Annotated in this window: 21 protein-coding genes and 1 other RNA gene; 18 read left to right on the top strand and 4 right to left on the bottom strand. The window is 52.5% G+C overall.

Annotation, left to right across the window (positions count from 1 at the left end; genetic code table 11):
* Positions 1-150 precede the first annotated feature (150 nt).
* Positions 151-2,637: a transglycosylase domain-containing protein gene (locus J3482_RS02785; RefSeq protein ID WP_223204293.1), complete on the top strand. Its 2,487-nt coding sequence runs from the start codon at positions 151-153 to the stop codon at positions 2,635-2,637.
* 373 nt (positions 2,638-3,010) lie between these two features.
* Positions 3,011-4,024 (top strand): LLM class flavin-dependent oxidoreductase, encoded by a 1,014-nt coding sequence (locus tag J3482_RS02780; RefSeq protein ID WP_146824567.1) that lies wholly within the window; start codon positions 3,011-3,013, stop codon positions 4,022-4,024.
* A 113-nt stretch (positions 4,025-4,137) separates the two neighbouring features.
* Here J3482_RS02780 and J3482_RS02775 read toward each other — a convergent pair whose 3' ends face one another.
* Positions 4,138-5,223, bottom strand: coding sequence for a 5-methyltetrahydropteroyltriglutamate--homocysteine S-methyltransferase (locus tag J3482_RS02775; RefSeq protein ID WP_206922018.1), 1,086 nt, complete (start codon positions 5,221-5,223; stop codon positions 4,138-4,140).
* A 95-nt stretch (positions 5,224-5,318) separates the two neighbouring features.
* Between J3482_RS02775 and J3482_RS21480 the strand changes: the two genes are divergently transcribed.
* Positions 5,319-5,972 carry an efflux RND transporter permease subunit gene (locus J3482_RS21480; RefSeq protein WP_206922017.1) on the top strand — a complete coding sequence of 218 codons (654 nt, stop codon included), beginning with the start codon at positions 5,319-5,321 and terminating at the stop codon, positions 5,970-5,972.
* Positions 5,973-5,984: 12 nt separating this feature from the next.
* On the top strand, positions 5,985-6,368 hold the full coding sequence (locus J3482_RS02765; RefSeq protein WP_206922016.1) for a GNAT family N-acetyltransferase: 384 nt from the start codon (positions 5,985-5,987) through the stop codon (positions 6,366-6,368).
* Positions 6,369-6,472: 104 nt separating this feature from the next.
* On the opposite strand, the gene J3482_RS02760 is transcribed toward J3482_RS02765, so the two are convergent.
* Positions 6,473-7,258, bottom strand: coding sequence for a GntR family transcriptional regulator (locus J3482_RS02760; RefSeq protein WP_188332428.1), 786 nt, complete (start codon positions 7,256-7,258; stop codon positions 6,473-6,475).
* Between the two features lie 216 nt (positions 7,259-7,474).
* Between J3482_RS02760 and J3482_RS02755 the strand changes: the two genes are divergently transcribed.
* The 13 genes from J3482_RS02755 to J3482_RS02695 all read left to right on the top strand — a co-directional run bounded on the left by J3482_RS02755 (position 7,475) and on the right by J3482_RS02695 (position 19,833).
* A complete protein-coding gene (locus tag J3482_RS02755; protein ID WP_206922015.1) occupies positions 7,475-8,932 on the top strand; it encodes an NAD-dependent succinate-semialdehyde dehydrogenase in 1,458 nt (485 codons plus the stop codon).
* Positions 8,933-8,944: 12 nt separating this feature from the next.
* Positions 8,945-9,829: an NAD(P)-dependent oxidoreductase gene (locus tag J3482_RS02750; RefSeq protein ID WP_206922014.1), complete on the top strand. Its 885-nt coding sequence runs from the start codon at positions 8,945-8,947 to the stop codon at positions 9,827-9,829.
* Positions 9,826-10,959 (top strand): mandelate racemase/muconate lactonizing enzyme family protein, encoded by a 1,134-nt coding sequence (locus J3482_RS02745; RefSeq protein WP_206922013.1) that lies wholly within the window; start codon positions 9,826-9,828, stop codon positions 10,957-10,959. Before J3482_RS02750 ends, J3482_RS02745 begins: the two co-directional genes overlap by 4 nt.
* 102 nt (positions 10,960-11,061) lie before the next feature.
* Entirely contained in the window at positions 11,062-12,456 is a 1,395-nt protein-coding gene (locus tag J3482_RS02740; RefSeq protein ID WP_206922012.1) for an MFS transporter, read from the top strand.
* Between the two features lie 221 nt (positions 12,457-12,677).
* Positions 12,678-13,103 (top strand): YidH family protein, encoded by a 426-nt coding sequence (locus J3482_RS02735; RefSeq protein ID WP_146823992.1) that lies wholly within the window; start codon positions 12,678-12,680, stop codon positions 13,101-13,103.
* A gap of 61 nt (positions 13,104-13,164) precedes the next feature.
* On the top strand, positions 13,165-13,524 hold the full coding sequence (locus J3482_RS02730) for a YidH family protein (RefSeq protein ID WP_146823993.1): 360 nt from the start codon (positions 13,165-13,167) through the stop codon (positions 13,522-13,524).
* 86 nt (positions 13,525-13,610) lie between these two features.
* Complete coding sequence (locus J3482_RS02725; protein WP_206919749.1) at positions 13,611-13,790, top strand: hypothetical protein; 180 nt, start codon at positions 13,611-13,613, stop codon at positions 13,788-13,790.
* A 384-nt stretch (positions 13,791-14,174) separates the two neighbouring features.
* Positions 14,175-15,461, top strand: a complete 1,287-nt coding sequence (hisS, locus tag J3482_RS02720; protein WP_146823995.1) for a histidine--tRNA ligase — start codon at positions 14,175-14,177, stop codon at positions 15,459-15,461.
* Positions 15,458-17,245: an aspartate--tRNA ligase gene (gene aspS / locus J3482_RS02715; RefSeq protein ID WP_206922011.1), complete on the top strand. Its 1,788-nt coding sequence runs from the start codon at positions 15,458-15,460 to the stop codon at positions 17,243-17,245. Before hisS ends, aspS begins: the two co-directional genes overlap by 4 nt.
* Before the next feature lie 91 nt (positions 17,246-17,336).
* A non-coding RNA gene (ssrS, locus tag J3482_RS02710) (6S RNA) lies at positions 17,337-17,522 on the top strand.
* Between the two features lie 203 nt (positions 17,523-17,725).
* The gene (cymR, locus tag J3482_RS02705; protein WP_146823997.1) at positions 17,726-18,136 is read left to right on the top strand and encodes a cysteine metabolism transcriptional regulator CymR; all 411 of its coding nucleotides are present in this window, start codon (positions 17,726-17,728) and stop codon (positions 18,134-18,136) included.
* A gap of 92 nt (positions 18,137-18,228) precedes the next feature.
* Positions 18,229-19,359, top strand: a complete 1,131-nt coding sequence (locus J3482_RS02700) for a cysteine desulfurase family protein (protein WP_206917341.1) — start codon at positions 18,229-18,231, stop codon at positions 19,357-19,359.
* A 285-nt stretch (positions 19,360-19,644) separates the two neighbouring features.
* Positions 19,645-19,833: a YrzR-like zinc ribbon domain gene (locus J3482_RS02695; RefSeq protein WP_146823999.1), complete on the top strand. Its 189-nt coding sequence runs from the start codon at positions 19,645-19,647 to the stop codon at positions 19,831-19,833.
* Between the two features lie 69 nt (positions 19,834-19,902).
* On the opposite strand, the gene crcB (J3482_RS02690) is transcribed toward J3482_RS02695, so the two are convergent.
* Together crcB (J3482_RS02690) and crcB (J3482_RS02685) are read right to left on the bottom strand one after the other, a co-directional pair.
* Positions 19,903-20,280 (bottom strand): fluoride efflux transporter CrcB, encoded by a 378-nt coding sequence (gene crcB, locus J3482_RS02690; RefSeq protein ID WP_146824000.1) that lies wholly within the window; start codon positions 20,278-20,280, stop codon positions 19,903-19,905.
* Positions 20,277-20,681 (bottom strand): fluoride efflux transporter CrcB, encoded by a 405-nt coding sequence (gene crcB / locus J3482_RS02685; protein ID WP_146824001.1) that lies wholly within the window; start codon positions 20,679-20,681, stop codon positions 20,277-20,279. Before crcB (J3482_RS02685) ends, crcB (J3482_RS02690) begins: the two co-directional genes overlap by 4 nt.
* 357 nt (positions 20,682-21,038) lie before the next feature.
* Here crcB (J3482_RS02685) and J3482_RS02680 point away from each other — a divergent pair, with 357 nt between their 5' ends.
* Entirely contained in the window at positions 21,039-22,106 is a 1,068-nt protein-coding gene (locus J3482_RS02680) for an AI-2E family transporter (RefSeq protein ID WP_146824002.1), read from the top strand.
* Positions 22,107-22,576: the final 470 nt, after the last annotated feature.

Raw genomic sequence — 22,576 nt, 5'->3', positions numbered from 1 at the left:
TAAAAAGATCTATCATACGAGAGTACGTGTAAAATCTTTGTTGTGCATTGTACGCGATGGGCATTCGTAGAAGATTTGTTTCATATTCTTTGATGACCACGACATTTCTATCGAGGTTTCGTATTTTTACTGCTGGGAGGAAACAACAAGTTGAAGCGTTCCAAGACTCACTCGCAGCCAACTTCAAAGAGAACTTCGAAGAAGTCGACTTCGAGAAAGTCAGCATCGGAGAAGTATTCGTCAGGTAAGAAGCGCGGCTCAAGACGACGAGGGATTCGGGCTTTTGTGTATACCATTGGCGGCCTCTTTTTGACAGGTGCCGTGTTGGCAGTCGTCGGTTATTTTGTGCTGCTGAGAATGACACCTATCTCCATTGCGAAACTGACGGCGACGCCGCAACCAACCGTGGTATACGACGCCTCTGGAAAAGTTTACGAGAAAATCGGTACGCCGCAGACGACCTTAAGTTATGGTGACATTCCGAAGAACTTGCAGAACGCCATTGTGGCGACGGAAGATCATAATTTTTGGACAGGCTCCAGTGTCGACTTGAAGAGTATTCTCAGGTCTGTCGTCGTCGACATCACGACCAACAGTACGTCACAGGGCGCCAGTACCATCGAAGATCAGCTCGCGAAGATTGTCTTTTTGAATGACAACAAGACACTGTCGTATAAGTTGAAGGAAATTGCGATGGGGGTGCATATTGATCAGGACTTCACGAAGCAAGAAATCCTGACGATGTACCTCAACAAGGTATTCCTAGGTGAAAACACAGTGGGTGTCGGGCAGGCAGCGATGCGGTATTTTGGTATCGACTTGGCGCACGACCCGAATCAACTCACGCTGGCTCAGGCAGCGTTGCTAGCAGGGTTGCCACAGGCCCCTTCCGCGTACGACCCGCTCAAGCACCCGGCCGCAGCCCGCGAACGGCGCAATCAGGTGTTGGAGAACATGGTCAAGTACGGGTACATCACAGAGCAGCAGGCAGAGGCGGCAGAGGCGCAGCCGCTGGGCGCGTCGTATCACTCGCTGCCGGACTCGACGTGGGACACGCATCCCTTATTCACCAATGTGCTGTTCGACTATGCGTCGAAAAACGGGATTTCCGCACAACAGCTGTTGCAAGGCGGTCTGAAAGTCTATACCACGATTGAGCCAAATGTGCAGCAGGCGGTGGAGGACGTGTTCTGGAGTGGCCAGTACGACAGCGACTTCCCAGGGCCGGTCGACGGTGCAGCTGTGTTTGTTGATCCAGCGACGGGTGGTATCACGGGCGCAGCGGGATCGCGTAAACAGGACTATACGCCTTTAGGTATGGATAGAATTTACAGCAACAGTTCGCCGGGTTCATCGATTAAGCCGATTATGGAGTACGCGCCTGCCATAGAGAGTGGACAATGGGGGCCGGATTCGATTCTCGACAACGCGCCGCAGGACTTCGGCGGTGGGTACGTCCCGCAGAACTGGGAAGGTGTCGACGGACCGGCGAAAGTGACGCTGCAATATGCGCTTCAAGAGTCGCAAAACGTCGCCTCCGTCTGGCTTTTGCAACAGATTGGGCTGCAAACGGGGACGAGCTTTGCGATGAAGGACGGCATCAAGTTGACGGCGCAGGACAGACAGCATTTGGGTGTCGCGATTGGGGGCATGCAATATGGCGTGAACCCGGTTGAGATGGCTCAGGCGTACGAGCCGTTTGACAACAATGGCGTTCAGATGAAAGTGCATTTAATCAACCAAATTGTCAACCAGGTGGGGCAGACCATTTATCAGTTCCAACCGCAGTCGAAGACGATTATGAGTCCGCAGACGGCTGCGACGATGACCAGTTTGATGGAAGATGTTGTGAACTACGGTACGGGTACGTCGGCCCAGGTGCCTGGGTGGGGTGTCGCCGGTAAGACCGGTACAGTTCAGTACGACACTGGATTAAATGGAGATCATCCAAACTGGATTCGCGACGCTTGGTTTGACGGTTACACGCCGAATTTGGTGGGCTCTATCCATATTGGCTATGATGTCTCGTCGCCAGAGCACCATATGACTATGTCGCCATTAGATCCGTCGGCGAACGCGGCGAAGATCTTCAGCGATATCGTTCGTTTAGCGGAAGCCGGGGTACCCCCGGAACAGTTCAATCTGACGAGTGCATCGTCTGCGCCATTGACATCGGGCCAAACTGCAAACACGACCGCACCGGATAACAACACGACCAACGCTACGGCGAATACGACCGCGAATGCCACCAACAATGCGACTGACAACTCGTCGTCGACATCGATTGGGAACACGACGGATAATGGTACCACCGCTCCCTCGACGGGAGACGACGGTTCCACAGATGCGTCGAACGGCACCGGCACGACACCCGGCAATATCACCACGCCGCCAACGACAGGCGGTAGCACCGGTGGCAGCACGACGTCGCCGCCGAATAGCGGGTCTGGTAGCACGGGTGACTCCAGTGGCGCCGGGGGATCTGGTACGACCGGGGGCTCGGGCGGATCGACATCTGGCGGCGGGTCGTCAGGTACCGGTGGTGCGCCGACCACTGGATCGACAACGGGTGGCACAGGTACGGGCACCAGCGCCGGGTCCGGCGAATCGTCCGGCAGCGAATCGACTGGCGAGTAGGATGCATGATGGCAGGCACCTGGCGATGGTTGGCCGGGTGCCTTTTTTGTGTGGCGGAGTTGGGCGCCCAACCTCGCTCCACCTCGCCCGCCGCCGTCCCCGCCCACGTCTGTTCCCGCTCCTGGCTCGCGCGCTCGCATGAGTTACGCAAGTATTGGTGCTATACTATCGTAATATACAGGGTGGCCATTGCACTGCATTGCGTGACCATATCTGCCGTTACCGATTTCGACCGCGGCCGGTCAGCGTCGCCCGTGTGGTTGCGCTGGTGGGAACCGGGCGCGTTGGGGCGTTTTGTTCAGGATTTCATTGTTGGTACAATCCCATCACGACGTGTTTACGCCTTGATGAAACTGTTTGAGGAGGACTCATCATGTCCACAACCAAAACTCTTCGAGATACTGCGTTCTCTGTGTTAGACCTTGCGCCGATTGTCGTCGGCGGCACTGCGGGCGAAGCGTTGCGCAACAGTGCTGATCTCGCGCGGCACGCGGAGCAGTGGGGGTATCAGCGATATTGGGTGGCCGAGCACCACAGTATGCCGGGTATCGCCAGTTCCGCGACGTCCGTCGTCATCGGCTATATCGCGGGGCAGACGTCGACCATCCGGGTCGGGTCAGGCGGCATCATGTTGCCGAATCACGCGCCCCTTGTCATTGCCGAGCAGTTCGGGACGTTGGAGTCGTTGTACCCGGGGCGAATCGATTTGGCGCTCGGACGAGCTCCAGGGTCTGATCAGGTGACTGCACGCGCGTTGCGGCGGGGGCCGGATAAGAATGGCGAGGACTTTCCAGACCAAGTCGCGGAATTGTACACGTACTTTCATCCGCCAGGCGGTGCGCGTAAACCGGCGGTGCGTGCGGTTCCGGGCGAGGGCTTGGACATTCCGATTTGGTTGTTGGGGTCGAGCGATTTCAGCGCGCGCTTAGCCGCGCATTGGGGTCTACCATTTGGCTTCGCCAGCCATTTTGCGCCGACCTACCTGTTGCCGGCACTGCAGTTGTACCGGAGTAATTTCGAGGCCTCACAGCATCTCGACAAACCGTATGCGATGGTCGGCGTCAATGTCATCGCGGCCGATACGGACGCCGAAGCTAGGCGGTTGGCTACGTCTATGCAACAGCAGGTACTCAGTCTGCTGCGGGGAATGCCTGGTCAGTTGAAGCCACCTGTCGACAATATCGAGGACATGTGTACCGATTACGAGAAGGCAGTGCTCGAAGACAGGGGACGTTACACGGTCGTTGGAAGTCTCGACACCATCCGTAAAGGGCTAGAGCGGATTCTCGAGGAGACAAAGGCCGATGAACTGATTGTCAGTGCACAAATTTATGATCACGACGCCCGACTACACTCTTACGAAATCCTCTCGAAGGTCTTCGAATAAGGAACCCATCAGGAACCGAGCGCTGTCGAAACTCGAACGCGCCATGCTGGTGCGCGATGTCTGTGATGGAGAGCGGATGGCCGCTCCCCGTCACGGCTGTGCGTTTCGGTGTATTACCAGAATTGATTGGCTAAGTCGACCACAAACTGCAGTTTGGCCCACTGTTCATCCTCTGTGAGCAGGTTTCCTTCTTCTGTCGACGCAAATCCGCATTGCGGACTTAAACACAGTTGTTCGAGTGGGACGTATTTCGTCGCTTCCTCGATTCTGCGTTTGATGTCGTCTGGGTTCTCCAGGTCTCCATGTTTGGATGTGACGAGGCCGAGGACGATGTTGAGATCTGGGCGGTTGACAAATCGCAGCGGGCGAAAGTCGCCAGCCCTATCTGTGTCGTACTCGAGGAAAAAGCCGTCGATGTTCAACTGCCCAAATAGCACTTCAGCCACCGGCTCGTAGCCGCCTGAGGTCATCCACGACGAGCGGAAATTCCCACGGCAAATATGCATGGTGACGCGCAGGTCACTCGGCCTGTCGGCCAGCGCCTTGTTGATAATTTCGGCGTTTATCGCCTTGCGTTCCTCTGGGTCAATGCCTTGTGCCCGCATCTTCTCGAGCGCCTCTTGCGAACAGAAGGAAGTTGCCCAGGACGTATCGTCGAGCTGAAGGTAGCGGCAACCTGCGTCGTAGAACGCCCGAATGGCTTTTTTGTACGCCATCGCCAAATCGTCGTAATACGCTTCCTCACTTTCGTAGACGCCCTCCATCACCTCACCCCGCATGTGCAGCATGCTAGGACTGGGAATGGCTAACTTCGATTGCGCCCCGGCGATACTGTATAAGAACTTAAAGTCGTCCAGCATCGGGTGATTCGTAAAGTCAACTTTGTTGACGACGCGAATCGATCTCGACTTTGTCTGCGTATTGTGGAACTTCATGCCCTGTTCAGTGTCATATCCTTCAACGCCATCCAGGCCTTCGAGGAAGTCCAGGTGCCACCAAGCTCTCCGAAATTCTCCATCGGTCACGCCTTGGAGTCCGATTTCCCGTTGTTTCTGGACGACGCGGGTGATTTCCTCGTTCTCAATTTCCCGCAGTTCGGCCTGCGAAAGCTTCCCTTGCGCGCGTTGCTGTCGAGCGACTTTCAGGCGTTCGGGTCGCAATAGGCTGCCGACGTGATCAGCATGAAACGGCGCTGCCATGGAATCCACTCCTTTGCTGTCTCGCTCATGGTCGGGAAAAATCTTCGTTAAGATTTCGACAATATGAATTCGGTACAAGATGCTACAAATCCTGTGTGCAGCGCAAATCGTTTTTTGCTAATACATCGGAAATCGAACTTCAACTGAACATCAACGCGAATCTCGATAAGGTTCAAGAAGCAGTGGAACAGACGGTTACTAGAGTTCAGTTACCCAGTACCGCTGGCAAGCCAAGTGTGGAGTCTTTCTCGCTGTCCAATGCACCAGTCTTGGAATTTACAGTGGCATCGACGAAAATTCCCATGCAGAAGCTGCAAGATCTCGTGAATAACACCGTTATTCCAGCCATGCAAGGCGTATCTTCCGGTGGCGACGAGACTGCGTTTGACATCGTCGTTACAGGGCCGAATGACAGCGCGATTCAGCCCGCTGCCACGCAGATTACGAATCGACTGGCGAAGGTGAAAGGCTTAGCCAACGTCTCGAACAATTTGTCGCAAAAGCAACCTGAAATTCGTATCGCGCCGGTGCAGGAAAAGATGGCGAAGTACGGCTTGACAGCTCAGGCAGTCGCCAATACGATTAGCGCCTATGTCTCTGAACAAAATATCGGATCCGTCACCCTCACCTTGAACGAGTCGTGGGTCCGGATTGCCGAATGTCGTTTCGAATACTTCGAGGTGACGGACGTTACATCGTCGTGTGCCGAATTTATCTGTAACGTTACACATGGTTCCAACAAGCCATAGGTTTTTTCTAATTTGGGGAGTACGAGAGAGCAATATGGACAACCGCTTCCTCAGGGATACTTGAGCGCGTTTGACGCGATTTGCCCAGATTCGAATATCGAGTTGATTGTGGCCTGTGAAGACGATTGTCCTGTTGGAATTGCACAATTGACCGTCACACCGCATTTGACATATCAAGGTGGGTGGCGAGCGACGATTGAAGGCGTTCGTATCCATCGGTCTGCTCGCGGTCGAGGTATCGGCAGTGAGTTGATTCGATGGGTTACTCGACGAGCGAAGGAACGAGGGTGTCACATGGTTCAATTGACGACGGACAGACAGCGGGTAGATGCGCTGAGATTTTACGAACGGCTGGGATTTCATGCTACACATGTTGGACTGAAATTGCATATTTGAGGGTGCGGCCTCAAGATGACTTGAACCGATAGAGCATGGGGTGATATTGGCGCCGGCACCCTTGTCCGAGATGCAAAATTCTTCGTTGGAAATTCTATCATGGATTAACTGCGCCCAGTGTTTCTGGTTAGTTGAATGACGTAGCTGAAATAGTCGGGCCTGTATTTTGCTCGCAAAAATTCGATAAATCGTCCATCTTTTGACTGTGTTACGCGTTCGATGTACAGTAATGCGTCACGTTCGTGCACATCGAGCATGGTTGCATCGTCGCCATTCGCATTTACAGCGGTAATCAACTGGCTGGCTTCGTTCAAAGGAATATGCATTTGATTTTCAATCACGCGGTATGTGAGCACATTATCTAAGTCATCTTGCTGTTGCATGATTAGACCGACGTCTTCAGCAAAAAATGATTGTTCGATGGCAATTGGCTTATCGTCGGCAAAGCGGAGGCGTTTGAATTCCCAAAAACGGTCTATGCCATGAATCGAATCAGGTAGATCATCTCTGATATCTTTGCTATCTACTACGCCCATGTGGAGGACACGACCTCTTGGCTCAAATCCCGCCTTTTGAATGATTTCTGAAAAACCCATGAGTTGCCCGACCCAATTTTCCGCTTTGTTTGTTTTTAAAAACGTTCCACTACCCCGTTTACGCCATAATAGCCCTTCATTCACCAGTGTATCGATAGCCGTACGTACAGTGATCCGACTGACCTGGAATTTTTTTGTGAGTTCTGCTTCAGTAGGCACTTTTCCATCATCATCGATTAAATATCCGTTGAGAATATTCCGTCTGAGAATTTCAGTTAGTTGATGATGCAGGGGGATGGGGCTATTGTGGTTTAGCGTGTCGATTGTCGGCGTGCCAGTCCTTTGATTCTCCAACGCGACCACTCCTTTCCTAGTCCATAACCGCGTATGACGTATTGTATCATGCGGTTTCATGTCGATGGTGTTGAAAACCCGTAATAATGTTATAACAATAATATGTTTTTTGTCGATATTTGAATTAATTTGAATTGACAATTGCAATACTCAAGTTTATCATGCGTTTATAAATGTTATAACATTATATCTTTAAATCAAATTGGTGGTGACGTCATGAAAGGGCAAATGTATATCGATGGTGAATGGCTAGATTCCGTCACTGGCGACTGCGTGGAGGTTGTGAACCCCGCCACTATGGAAGTTGTTGGAACGTTTCCAGCCGGTAACCGGGAAGACATTGAGTTTGCAGTAGCGGCTGCGCACAAGGCCTTTCCTGCTTGGGCTCAGACGACCGCTCTCGAACGTTCCAATTTGCTGCATCGTGCGTACGAATTGCTTATCTCAAAGACTCATGAAATTGCAACAATTTTAACTTTAGAGCAAGGGAAACCGCTTACAGAGTCGGTGGGAGAGATCAAGTTTGCAGCGGAGTACTTGCGCTGGTATGCGGAAGAGGCAAAGCGCGTTTACGGAGACATCATTCCTGCGTCAGCCGCGAATAAACGCATTATGGTTATCCGGCAGCCGGTTGGGGTCGTTGCGGCTATCACACCGTGGAATTTTCCGGCGCAGATGGTCACAAGAAAACTTGCTCCGGCGTTAGCGGCTGGATGCACGGTCGTTTTAAAACCGTCGGAACACACACCATTAACCGCATATGCAATGTTTCAAGTGTTTGAGGCGGCCGGGTTTCCACCAGGCGTTATCAATTTGGTACTTACAAACCCAGGAGATGTCTTTGGTGAGGCGGTACTCGCGGATAAGAGAGTTCGAAAAATCACATTCACAGGATCAACGCGTGTTGGTAAGTACCTGATGCAAGGCGCTGCGAGTCAGGTCAAGCGGGTGTCCATGGAGCTCGGGGGGAATGCGCCATTTATCGTGTTTGACGATGCTGACCTGGATGTAGCGGTAGAAGCTTGTATAGTTAGTAAATTTCGCAACGCGGGGCAAACGTGTGTGTGCGCGAACCGAATTTATGTTCACGACTCAATTTTCGATGCATTCACGCAAAAACTTGTGGAACGTGTTCGACGTCTGAAGGTGGGAAATGGGCTAGATGAAGGCGTAGAGGTGGGGCCAGTCATCCATTTTGACGCTTTACGTCGTATTCAATCTGTCGTGGACGATGCCGTGGCAAACGGAGCGGAAGTCGTGTTGGGAGGAGCGGTCGTACAACCTTGTGCATGCGCAGGGGCATTTTATGCACCGACGATTCTCTCAAAGGTCTCTAGCAGTATGCGAGTCTGCCAAGAAGAGACATTTGGCCCCGTTGCACCGCTGATTCCATTTTCTTCTGAGGAAGAGGTAATTGAGGATTCGAATGCGGGTGAATATGGATTGGCAGCATATGTATTTACCGCGGACTTGGAGCGTGCGCTTCGTGTGGGTGAATCACTAGAGTACGGGATTGTAGGGTTGAATGATTCACTGCCAGGTGTAGTTCAAGCTCCTTTTGGCGGATGGAAGTCGAGTGGCGTTGGTTCTGAAGGCGGTTATTACGGTATGGAGTCGTTCTTGGAGTATAAGTACTTGTCTATGGCGATGACAAATTGTTCTGTGGGCCAGTAGGGGGAGATTGCGATGAAAATTGGATTTATTGGTGTCGGAAAAATGGGTGGCGGATTGGCCCGAAATCTGGTGCGAAACGGTTATGACGTACTGGTATTTGACCTCAATAAAGAGGCGGTCGCGAGGGTGATTGAGGTTGGCGGGGAGGCAGCTGGCTCTGCTGTGGAACTGGCTTCTTCCGTGCAAGTTCTGTTTACTAGTCTTCCACTACCAAAGCATCTGATGAACTTACTCGTGGATGAGGATCATTTGTTGGAACATATGGCACCGGGCACAGTCGTCATGGATGTGAGTACGATTGATCCAGCAACTGCACGGAAGCTTTCGGACGCCGCGCAGGCGCATGGAATAGACTTTTTAGCGTGCCCTCTAGGTAAAGGGCCGACTCAGGCAGAGGAGGGGACACAGCCAATCTACGCAGGTGGTCGTCGCGAGGTTTATGACAAATATGAATCGTTATTGCGAGACATGAGTACATCTGTCCACTATTTGGGGGATGTCGAACAAGCGACGGCGTTTAAAATTGTGAGCAACTTGATTGGGATGACGAATGCGCTCGTACTTAGCGAGGGTCTTCGGATTGGCGAACAGGCAGGCATTGATAGGAAACTATTACAGGAGCTCTTGGCTACAACAGGTGCCGATTCTTATCAGCTGACATTGCGCGGACCCAAAATTTTGAATGATGATTTCAAACCGGGATTTTCAATTTATCTAACGCGCAAGGATGTATGTCTTGGCGTGGGGATGGCTAAGCGCTTTAACCAGCCATGTCCATTTAGTGAACTGGCCCTCGAATATTTTAACAAGGCAGTGGACGCGGGATACGGTGATGAGGATTGTGCTGCGGTTTATAAGTTACTGAAGCCAGTCGTGGCTGGAGGCACGAATTCATGAGAATTACGAAAGTTGAACCGATTGTGCTGCAGGTTCCGTTAACGAATCCTGTTGTTACAAGTTTTGGAATGATGACGTCAAGGACTTGCGTCTTAGTCCGAGTAGAGGCGGATACTGGGCAACAAGGAATCGGTGAGATATGGAACAATTTTCCTTCCTGGGGCGTTTATGAAAAGGTGGCTACGTTGAAGTACGGCATTGCGCCGCTAGTTGTCGGCGAAGACCCAAGAGACATCCGTCGAATTCACCAAAAATTGCGAAACACCTACACCGTCATGGGGCTTCAGTGGGGCGCTATAGGGCCAATATACCATAGTATGAGTGGCGTTGATATGGCGATTTGGGATTTACTCGGTAAACATGTCGGGCGCAGCGTGGCCCACTTGCTCGGCGGAGTGGTTCATGAATCTGTCCAAGTGTATGCGAGTGGACTGGGGCCAGGTTCGTTTGAAGAATTCGTGGAGCAGCATCTTGAAGTCGGTATAACGGCTTTTAAATTAAAAGTTGGGCGAGACGAACAACAAGATATCGCCAACATAAGACGGATGCGGGAACTTCTACCCAAGCAGGCTAAGCTTATGATAGACGCAAACCAAGCTTGGGATGAGCGGACGGCTGTTCAACGCATACAACGTTACCAGGAATTTGAACTCACATGGGTTGAGGAACCGTTGCAGTGTGACGACATAGAGGGAATGGCACGAGTGCGGGAGCAGGTTGGTGTGCCGATTGCATTCGGAGAGAATGTTTATGGTCAAAGGCAAACACGGAAGGTGTTAGAACAACGTGCAGTCGACATTATTCAACCAGACCTTAGTAAACAAGGTGGTTTTTCTGGATGTCTCCAGATGGTGGAGATGGCTGCTAGTTGGGATGTGCCTTATGCTCCGCACTTCCTTGGAGGGGCTGTCTGTTTAGCGGCCAGTATTCAATTTGTTGCGAGCATCCCTGGTGCAGTCATTCTGGAACTCGATGCGAATCCCAATCCATTTCGAGAGCGGTTATTCACACAGACGATTACGGTATCGAAGGGGGAAATTTCTCTACCTCGTTTGCCCGGTTTAGGGTTTGAGCTTGACGAAGAATTTGTGGAGTTTTATCGGATTCCATTAGAACATATGTCGCTGTGAATATTGGAAATTTGACTCTAGCGTAACTGACGGCTAGAGCGGAACGCATTCCCGACGATGAGTTTTGAATATTCAAAACAAATGATTGAATGGGGGATATTTATGAACGGTGGGCAACTTACTATCCGCTCGAAAGAAGATGTTATTTCTTTCGTTAACAATCATCCTCTTAGGAAAAGAGGGGTATTACTCATCTTTGTGGCGTTGGGCGGAATTTTTATTGATGCTTATGATTTTACAAGTCTCAGTACAGGTAGTACTGAAATTGCACAATTGTATCATCTCAGTTCATTTGCGTTGGGATTTGCGACATCGATGATGGCCCTTGGGGCATTAATTGGCGCCTTGGTTGGCGGGCGTCTTACAGATAGGGTCGGCCGAAATGTGATTTTTCTACTGGATTTAATTTTGCTTGTCGTATCAGCACTTGGCGCTGCCTTTGCTCCGAATTATATTGTATTTCTTATATTTCGATTCTTAATGGGTGCTGGTGTTGGCATAGATATGCCTGTCGCGCTTAGTTTTATTTCCGAGTTTAGCAACGCAAAGACAAAAAGTCGGAACGTAAATCTGTGGCAGGGATTTTGGTACATTGCGACTGTTAGTTCGGCATTACTGGCATTTATCTTTTTTTACGCAGGTGTGGGGAATCAGCTGTGGCGCTGGTGTGTCGGGTTTGGTGGCGTCTTTGCGCTTGTCGTGCTAGTCATGCGCTATTTCTATATGAATGAAAGCCCAATGTGGGCAGCGGAAAACCTCCCATTGGCCGATACGGCGAAAATTTTAGAGCGCACGTATAAAATTTCCGTTCGTATTGAAGGGGACGGGGATACGGTACCGATTCGAAACCCACGAATTCCTGCATCCATTTTGTTTTCCAATAAGTATCGTGGTCGGTCGATTTTGGCTATGACGATTTCTGGGACGCAAGCCATGCAGTATTTTGCTATCGGCTTCTACATTCCCGTTATCTCTACTTATATTTTTGGAACAGGCATGGTACACAGTTTACTCGGTACACTGATTTTTAATCTTTTTGGTATTATCGGCGGATTCGGTGGGGCGTATTTGAGTTCGCGTTTTGGCACGAGGAAGCTCGCAATATGGGGATATGTCGTTGCCGGATTGAGTCTGTTGTTCGCTGGACTGACCAATGGCAATATACCAGCGTTGCTGGGCGTGATTCCAATTGCAATCTTTATTTTTAGCCACTCTGTTGGCCCTGGAGCACAAGGTAAGACGATGGCCGCCCTTTCCTATCCAACATCGATACGTGCACTTGGCACTGGAGGTGCGGAAGCTGCGAGTCGGGTGGGAAGTATTATCGGGTTCTTTTTCTTTCCAATTTTACTATCCGCCGCTGGACTTTCAGTGACATTGATTGCACTCACTGCGTGCCCACTTGTTGGATGGCTTGCTTGCATAGCGATTCGGTGGGAACCGAATGGTCAAGATATAGAGCATGAGGTAGTGATGCCCGCTTATTCGTCAGAGTGAAACAGTTAACGAGTGCGTGCGTCATTCATTCATCTCCCATTCCGTTGAATCCGCTTTCATTGACAATGGTTGTTAGCGAGGATTGTTTGCCAGTTGTTCGCTGACGGATTTCGGTGGGCGTGATGGATATGATAATCACCACAATGCACATCTGGGAGGAGGAGCAGGTGTGCATTGTGTATAAGATCCATAGCATATTTTAATTCACAGAGGGTGACGATATGATTCCAATTGATTCATCTGATTCGCCGCATCAAGGCGCAATGAATACGGAATCACAGATGACTTCCGCAACTGTCGACGAAACGAAGTACGTTCAACAACATTTGGCAAACGAAAGAACTTTTTTGGCCTGGATTAGGACTGTTGTATCCATTGTAGGTGTTGGTTTTGTAACGACGACCATCCATTTTGAAATGCGTGGTGGACATCATGTATATGCGGATTTATTGACGAAGATAATTGGACTGAGTACCTTGGTGTTGGCCATTGCAGCGTCTACTTTTGCGGCAGTCTCGTACTTAGCGAAGAGAAGGGGAATCAATGCCTTGGCATTTCGTGCGACAGGCGTTTTTGTCGTGTTTGTCAGTCTAGCGATTGTCGTTATTTTATTAGAGATTGCTGTATATATGGCTTTTGCATATTAATCTTGGGATTCCGATAACTTTATTATGCGTGTACAAGGTTTTTGAAAGAAGGGATATCGTGGTGTCTACGGAGCAAAGGCAACGATATGTGTTGCAGCACTTGGCAAACGAGCGAACCGTGCTTGCATGGATGCGGGCCACGTTGTCGATAGCGGGCGTTGGATTTGTCCTCATCAATTTGCTCAAAATTGACGCTGATAGTCCGTGGAGACCGTGTATTCGATATGGGACAATCGGGCTGATGGTGTACGGGGCGTGTATTGTGAGCTACGCGACGATGTATTATCTCCGAAATAGGCGTCATATTCATCGCGGTGGGCATCTATGCTCCAGTCCATATGTGGGGCCAGTATATGGACTGTTCGTGGGGATTCTATTAGGTGTGCTGTTTTTAATATTGGCGCAGTACTGTGTACATTGAATGCTGAATCCTCCCAAACAAATCGCATACCCCTGGTGTCACCTGGGCACGATAACGCCTAAATACGACAGGACAGGGTGGTATGTATGCGCGAGTCCAACCGCATGGCACTTCTCCGGACATCGAGTAGACTAGGGCTCACCGGACACCCGACTGGGGAGCGTGTGCTGCAAGCAGAGGTCATTGAAACATTGGCTCCATCGCCGCGCCGAGGGTTTGGTCAAATCCCGCTTGGCGTTGACAGGAACCCGAAAAGTTCCGTATAATCTGCTTCAAACTACATGTGACAAATTCGTTGACGAAGACGAGTACAAACGAGTCTGGTTGTAAGGCGGTGCCGATGATTCGTCATTGGCACGCAATGAGAGAGATGTTGCCGTGGCTGCAAGCAACATCCAACCTCCGTTTGGAAGGACAGCTTCAGAGAACCGAAATCAACGGGCGGATGTGGCCAAGACCGTAGCCCTAAAGTTTCGGCGTGGGTGCGCGTTAAGCCAATTGAGAGGAACACAAATCTGTTCAAACAGGGTGGCACCGCGGAAGCGCTCTTTCGTCCCTGTCGGTTACGACCGGCATCGACGAAAGAGCGTTTTTGGTCTAGGAGCATGGCGGGTGCCGCCTATCAGAAAGAGTTGGAGGAGGAGATTAAGATGGAGATTCAACGCCCTCGCGGAACGGCAGATTTGTTGCCCGGTACGGTGGAAGCGTGGCAGGTTTTGGAGCGCATCGTGCGCGATACGCTGGCGACTGCAAACTATCAAGAGATTCGTACGCCAGTCTTTGAACACACCGAATTGTTTGAGCGCGGTGTGGGCGATACGACGGATATTGTCACAAAAGAAATGTACACGTTTGAGGATAGAGGGGGGCGTTCGGTCACCCTGCGACCGGAAGGTACGGCGGGTGCCGTACGCGCCTATGTGGAAAACAAGTTGTATGGGCAAGGGAACATTTCCAAGCTGTATTATATTGGACCGATGTTTCGTTACGAGAAACCGCAAAAGGGGCGGTTTCGGCAATTTCATCAGTATGGGGTCGAGGTTTTGGGATCTGAGGGGCCTGCAATTGACGCAGAGGTGATTCATCTCAACTTGACCGTGCTCCAGCGAATTGGGCTGAAGAACTTACAGGTAGAGCTGAACAGCGTTGGATGTAGCGTGTGTCGCCCAAGGCACAAAGCGCAGATGGTGGCACTGTTGACGCCACGCCGCGATGAATTGTGCAAAGAGTGTCAAGAACGTCTCGAGAAGAATCCGCTACGCATTTTTGATTGTAAAAATGAACATTGCCACACGGTGCTCAAGGAAGTCGGCGCGCCGTACATCACGGATGTGTTGTGTGAGGACTGTAGTGAGCACTTTCAGTCCGTACAGGCTTATCTCACTGCGATGTCCGTGCCGTTTGTGGTCAAAAAAGATTTGGTGCGCGGTCTCGACTATTACACGCGCACGGCGTGGGAAGTTACGTCGCCAGGGTTTACGACGATTGCCGGCGGCGGGCGCTATAACGGGCTCGTCGAGCAAGTGGGTGGGCCTGCGACGGCAGGTATTGGATTCGGCGGCGGAATTGAACGGGCGTTGTGGGTACTGGCTGAGCAGGGCGGTAGCCTGACGGATGCACAGACCGTTGATGCGTTCGTCGCGGTGGCCGATACCAGTGCCGAGCGCACGGCGATGGCGGTATTGGCTACGCTAAGAGGCCGAGGTATTTCTGCAGATAGGGATTATCAGGGGCGCGGTATGAAGTCGCAATTTAAGTTGGCGGATCGGATGAATGCCAAGTTCGTGGTGATTCTTGGCGAAGCGGAGCTGGCCTCCGGTAAGGCGACGGTGAAGGACTTGGCGACGGGGCAGCAGGAAGAAGTGCCGTTTGCAGAGCTTGCGAGCTGGATTGAAGAGCGGGTTAAAGGCGCCGCAGTGGGAGGACATGAGGCATGAGTGCATCAGAACGGCTGATTCGGGAACATCAAATTGAACAGACCCTTACGACGCCGATTGGACAAGTTGTGACATTGGGCGGCTGGGTGCAGCGGCGCCGCGATTTCGGCAGTGTCATCTTCGTCGATTTGCGCGACCGTTCCGGCTTGGTTCAACTCGTGTTCGACCGCGCCCGCGGCACGAGCGAATCTGCGATGGCTGTAGCCGACAAGTTGCGCAACGAATTCGTCATCGTCGCGCGTGGCATGGTAGCGGCGCGTGACGAGGCGGCCATCAACCCGAAGTTGGCGACGGGGCATATCGAGGTTGTCGTTCACGACGTCGTGGTCGAGAACACGGCGAAGAATCCTCCGTTTTACATTCAGGATGGCGTCGAGGTCGATGAGACGGTCCGCTTGCGGTATCGCTATCTCGACTTGCGGCGACCGGAGATGCAGCGCATGCTCATGCTTCGCCATCAGGTCATCAAGGCCTTCCGGGCGTTTCTCGACGACAACGGGTTCATCGAGATGGAGACGCCGATTCTTACCAAGAGCACGCCAGAAGGTGCGCGAGACTACCTCGTGCCGAGCCGCTTGCAGGCAGGTGAGTTTTACGCCCTGCCGCAGTCGCCGCAGATTTTTAAGCAGTTGTTGATGGTTTCCGGAATGGAGCGTTACTACCAAGTGGCGCGGTGCTTCCGGGACGAGGATTTGCGGGCGGACAGGCAGCCAGAGTTCACCCAGCTGGACATCGAGACGTCGTTCCTCTCGGCCGAGGCGTTGCAGTCAATGATGGAGATGATGGTGCAGAAAGTGCTGCGGGATGTGGCCGGTATCGAGATTGACATTCCGTTTATGCGCCTGCCGTATCACGAAGCGATGGAACGGTATGGTTCAGATAAACCGGATTTGCGTTACGACATGGCGTTTGTCAATCTCGAGGAGACGCTTAAGGGAACGGATTTCCGAGTCTTTGCTGATCCGTTGGCATCGGGCGGCACAGTCAAGGCTTTGGTGGCACCTGGGATTGCATCCTACAGCCGCAAGCAACTGGACGATTTGGTGGCCTTCGTGAAGCCGTATGGGCTCAAGGGGCTCGCTTACATCGCGGTGGGGCAAGACGGTGGCATGAAGTCGTCCATTGGCAAGTTTTTCACCGAGGAGCAATTGGCGGAGATTGTCCGGGTCTGCGAGGCGAAGCCTGGCGACTTGATTCTCATCGCCGCAGCGAGCCGCAAGGAAGTGCACGCAGCCCTCGGCGCGCTGCGCGTGCATCTGGCTGAGGAGTTGGGACTGGCGGATCCGAATGTCTATAAGTTCCTCTGGGTGACGGACTTCCCGCTGCTCAGTTACGACGAAGAGGAAGGCCGCTATGTGGCTGAACACCATCCGTTTACGATGCCGCGCTATGAGGATGTCGATCTCCTCACGACATCCCCTGAAAAAGTGAAAGCACAGGCGTACGACATGGTGCTCAACGGCTTTGAAATCGGCGGCGGCTCCATGCGTATCTACCGTCGCGACATCCAGGAGAAGATGTTTGCAGCACTAGGCTTTACGCCGGAGGAAGCGTACGACAAGTTCGGCTTCTTGCTCGACGCGTTCGAGTATGGCACGCCGCCGCACGGGGGCATTGCGTTTGGCATTGACCGCATTGTGATGTTGCTCGGCCACGGCAAATCGCTGCGCGACGTCATCGCGTTTCCGAAGACGTCGAGCGGCACGGATTTGTTGATGGAGGCGCCGAGCACGGTCTCGCAAACGCAGCTCGATATGTTACACTTGTCCATCAAGAAAAAGTGACGAACCGGCGCCTGCCCTTCGTTTGTTGGTGGCTGGTGCGTCGCACCTTGTCAACGGATGGGTGAGCGTGTTAACATAAGACTAACAAAACGACGCCCTGCGGTGTTGGTGACAGCCCGCAGTGTTTTGTTCCAACACCTTTTTGATAGGGAGTCCGGACGTCACCGGGGACTGTAACGTACGCCTGCTGGTCAGGACACGAGACCTCCTTGGGCAGGACACCCACCTGCGCGAGCAGGATCAAAACCTTGGGTTGCACGGCAATTGCGGGGCGCCGCTGAGATGAATGAGTTGCGCGATATCCAGACAGGATATCGCGCTTTTTACATATGGTCGCGATACGCAGGGGAGTTGTGGACTAAGGGTGGTTCTGGGACGCCATCACGCATGTTTTGAAGCGCGTCTTTTCGGGTGCAAGCTTTTTGTTATAATAATGTTGAGTAAACGACTGGGATTAAATCATGATTGCGGGGGAACGGCTTGAAAATATCTACGAAGGGCCGCTATGGCCTGATGCTGCTTGTCGATCTTGCACAGCAAGGTTCGGACAGCCCTATTTCCTTGAAATCGATTGCCGAACGCCAGAAATTGTCCGAGCACTATCTGGAACAATTGATTGCCCCACTTCGCAATGCGGGATTTGTACGGAGTATTCGCGGGGCTTATGGTGGGTATGTGTTGGCGAAGAATCCTCAAGAAATCGTGGTGAAAGATATCATCTTGACACTGGAAGGACCTATCACCATTGTCGATGAGGACTTTGATGACGGCTTGGATGCGCTATGGGCACGTTTGCGCAAGGCCATCACGGATGTCCTTGAGGACGTCACGCTTCAGGATTTGGTTGAGATGCGAATGGGCGATGAGCACGGGTTTATGTTTTATATTTGATGCGCGACAGTGCGCCGAGGGCCAAAGGGGAGGACAACGGAAGGTTGGATGCCTGCCCGCCCCACGCGTGTTAGGAATGGAGACGAGAACGCATGATTTATTTGGACAACGCGGCGACGACTCGGGTGTCGGAGTGTGTTCGGGCGGCGATGGTGCCGTTTTTGGAGGGGCAGTACGGAAATCCGTCGAGTATTCACCAGGTCGGTCGGCAAGCGCGCCAGGCTGTGGATAGCGCCCGCCGCCGGATTGCCGCTTGGCTTGGATGCAGCCCGCGCGACATCATCTTTACGAGTGGCGGGACGGAGGCGGATGCCAGTGCGCTCACGGGTGCCTATCTGGCTCGTCGCGAGACAAAGCGCCATATCATCACCTCTGCAGTGGAACATCATGCTGTCTTGCACACGCTCGACTTTTTGCAGTCGATTGGCGCTGAGGTGACGGTGCTGCCTGTCGATCGCGACGGGCGCGTTCGAGTGGATGATGTGGTTGCCGCGCTGCGCGAGGATACGTGTGTCGTGAGCGTTATGGCGGTGAATAACGAGATTGGGACCGTTGAGCCGATTGCGGAGATCGTTCAGGCAATTAAGGCAGTAGATCCGTCCGTTCTCGTCCATTCTGACATGGTTCAGGCACTGCCGGTGATTGCCCAGCCGCTTGCGCAGTGGCCGGTGGATATGGCGACTTTCTCTGCGCATAAAATTCATGGCCCGAAGGGCATCGGAGCGCTCTATCTGCGCAAGGACATCCCCTGGCGGCCGATGTTGTACGGCGGTCAACAGGAGGCCCGTCGCCGCGGCGGCACGGAAAACGTGGCTGGGATTGTCGGCTTTGGCGCTGCGGTGGATGCAATGACGACGAATTTTGAGCGTCGAGTTGACCACTTGCAGCATTTGTATCAGCTCTTTTTCGATGCCATCGCCAAGCGGTGTCGCGTCGTGAGAATCAGCCCGCGTGACGGCGCGCCGACGATTCTGTCTGTGGCATTCCCCGGGGTGCGAAACGATACGCTGTTGATGCGGCTTGATTTGGCAGGGGTGGCGGCGTCGGCCGGATCAGCATGTACAGCTGGCAGTCTACAGCCTAGCCATGTCATTGAGGCGATTGGCCAGACGGAGCACTTGAACGAAGTCGTGCGCTTCAGTTTCAGTGACGATTTGACGGACGACGACATTCTGCAGGCGGCAGATATCGTGTGCAGTACAGTTGAGGCACTTCTCCCTTAACTGCGAGTACAGTCTCGTTTGTGATGTTTCGTAAGTGGCTTTCATTCACTTATCCAGTTTCTGCATTGCAATGGTCTGTCGGGAGGGTTACGATTACGATGGGCAGGTTTTTGGTTTGTATTTCGGGATCAAAAATATTGAGCTCGTGAATGGAATGTTGTATTTTTCTCATTATTTGGTTTGTGAGGAGAAGTCTTCGGGCATGCTGTGTTCGTAATACTTCTTAACGAGGAACCAGTCGTCACCGAGTACGTCCAAATGAATAGATGAAGGGGAGGATTCCACATGAGGTGTCCAAACTGTACAAGTCGGGATATCGGCAAGATTGGCGCGAACCAATACTACTGTTGGAGTTGTTTTAAAGAATTTAACGTCGCGGGCGAAGAGGTTCGAGTGTACGATGTGGCGGAAGATGGTTCACTCGTCGTCAGTGAAAATGTTGCGGACGAGCTTGAGTTCGGTACAGGTGCATAAACGGTATACGTGATATTGCGTTCTTTCTGGCTGCTGATGCGTGAAGATCAGTGGCCTATTTTGTTTTGTTCACCGGGCCGCAGGTAAACCGTATAATCCGATTGCCGAAGCTGCAAATCCCCCGATACAGGAGATGAGTATATAGGCGATGGCGGTCCATTCGCGCTGTTCGCGAAAGAGGCTCACCGCTTCATACGAAAAGGTCGAAAACGTCGTGTATGCGCCGCAGACGCCGATGCCAAGTATCAGCATGGGGGCAGATCCGAGGCTTGGCAAATAGGCGTGTAAGTCGCGCGTAAACCAGCCGAGTAAAAATGAGCCGGTAATGTTGATGATGAGGGTGGGATACGGAAACTGAATGTCAAATCGGGTGTTGATAAAGCGTGTCACCTGATAGCGAAGAAGCGCGCCAATCATGCCGCCAATTCCGACAAGCAACCAATTCATCGCGCCATACCTCCGCGCCCGCGTTCCAGCCAATGCATGTGCAGCTTTGCGAGTAGATAACCAAAATAAGACCAGATGAGGCCGCCGACGACAGAGAGTAGGATGTACCCGAGTGACGTGAGGACTTGTCCATTTTGATACAGCTTCCAGGCGTCAATGGTAAACGTAGAAAAGGTCGTGAACGCGCCAATGAAGCCTGTCCCTATCCCTAGGCGGACGTTCGGTGACAGGGGCAGAAACTGACCCGATATCGTGTTGAGCCACCCCAGAACGAAGCAGCCTGACCAGTTGCTGATGAGCGTAGCAATATTGAGGCCATTCAGGGTCCCCAGCCACTCGCTCACGCCATACCGAAGAATGGCCCCGAGAAACCCACCTATCGCCACAGCGATATATGCCATTGCCCAAAACCTCCTTCCTAGATATCCGGGTATCCGGGACTTGTCCGACAGCCATTTCCAGACGGGTCGAGGACGCCGAAGTAAGTATCCCTAAGTATAAAGAAGTGCCACGCGGTGCGTAAAGTGGACCGACCCGCTTGGCTGGCACGGAGATGACTGAAGCTTGGTAGCCAAAGACCTTATAAATGACCTGACAAGCGCGTCGCATTACGCCGACTCGTTTGTGTCTGGGTCTTTGGGAATTGGATAAATGAGGAGGCGTTTTGTTGCATATACTGTGAAGAACTTGTACTGCCTGTCCGCCACAGAGGCAGCAGGCGTCACGAATGAACCATCGTCACTGGAGGAGGTCGCACCATGTGGCCCACGAGCCGTTATTTCCGGGCGACACTGTCCATTTTTTTGACGTTATTGTGCGTGTATTTGATAGGTCTCTTACGTGGATTCTTCACAGATATCTGGAGTGTGCTGAGCGCGGTCATTTACCCGTTTGTCGCATCGCTCATTGTCAGTTACGTCCTGCAGCCTTTGGTTGATTTGCTGCATCGCCGTCGGGTGCCCCGCGGCGTCGCGGTGTTGCTCATCTATTGCACGTTTGCGCTCATTGTCACCGTGGCTGTTCTTAACACGGTTCCCATCATCACGCGACAAGTCACACAATTGGTGACCAACATGCCGGGAATGGTTGAGCAGGTCAATCACTGGATAGACATGGTGAACAGCCGAAAACAATATCTCCCGGACACAGTCCGTGTCGGCGTCGAGAACGCCTTGAATCAAGTCGAACGCAACTTGGTTGGCTGGGCGTCTGATGTGTTTTCGTTTATCTCCAGTGCGGTGAATATTCTTTTTATTGTCGCGCTGGTTCCCTTTCTCGTGTTCTATATGCTTAAAGACGGCCGGTCGATTGGCCGCGGCGTCGTCGGATTGGTGCCGCGCGGGCGTCGCCACGAGGTGCACGACTTGTTGATAAGTATTGATCAGACCCTTGGCAGCTACATTCGCGGGCAGTTTTTGGTGATGTTGGCCCTGGGCATTTTGGCGCTCATCGGTTATCTCATTGTCGGCATGCCGTACGCGCTGCTCCTCGCCATTTTTCTGGCGGTAGCCGACATCATTCCGTATCTCGGGCCGTTTATTGGCGCGGCGCCGGCAGTGCTTTTGGCGTTTACAGTCAGCCCCGCGATGGTCATCAAGGTACTGATTGTCAACGTGATTGTGCAGCAGTGCGAGGGGAATTTGATTTCGCCGCAAATTATGGGACGCACCCTTAAGCTACACCCCATGGCCATCGTCGCCGCCCTTCTTATTGGCGGTGAACTCGGTGGGTTGCTTGGCCTCGTTGTGGCCATTCCGCTCCTGGCTGTCCTCAAAGTCGTGTGGACGCACTTGCGGGCGGCGCGCGACAGAGCGGACGACGACTGAGCGATTTGACAGGCTTCTCTCGCAACCGCTACAATACAGGCACATGTGAAAGCGATGCGGAAAACGAGTACGCCGTTTCCCTTTGCGCAGAGAGGGTGCCCTTGGCTGAAAGGCATCTCAAAGCGGGGCGGCCGAAGCTACTTTCCAAGCGCGTGTGAAACCACGCCGGGGTTCGCCCGTTACCGCGAGATGAGGGACAGCGTCAGGCGATGGATGGAACCGTCGTCTGGGACGAGATACGACGGACGGAAGAGTAAAGGCGTAGTCGTCGAAGCGCTGTAACCAGGGTGGTACCGCGAGAGAATGCGCTCTCGTCCCTGTTGGGATGAGGGCTTTTTTTGCGTTTATCGCGCGTGTGAGCCTCAAGCGCCTGTCGGTACAGGCGCGCAAACGTCACATTGCAGTTTCGATATATCGACGAAGCAATATCGGCAAATCACAGAGGTTTTTGTAAGAGCGGCATGAGGAGG

It is taken from the genome of Alicyclobacillus suci (assembly GCF_017329615.1).
Taxonomy (GTDB): domain Bacteria; phylum Bacillota; class Bacilli; order Alicyclobacillales; family Alicyclobacillaceae; genus Alicyclobacillus; species Alicyclobacillus suci.
Note: the sequence above shows the minus strand (reverse complement) of the source record. Positions and strands in the feature narration are given on the sequence as shown.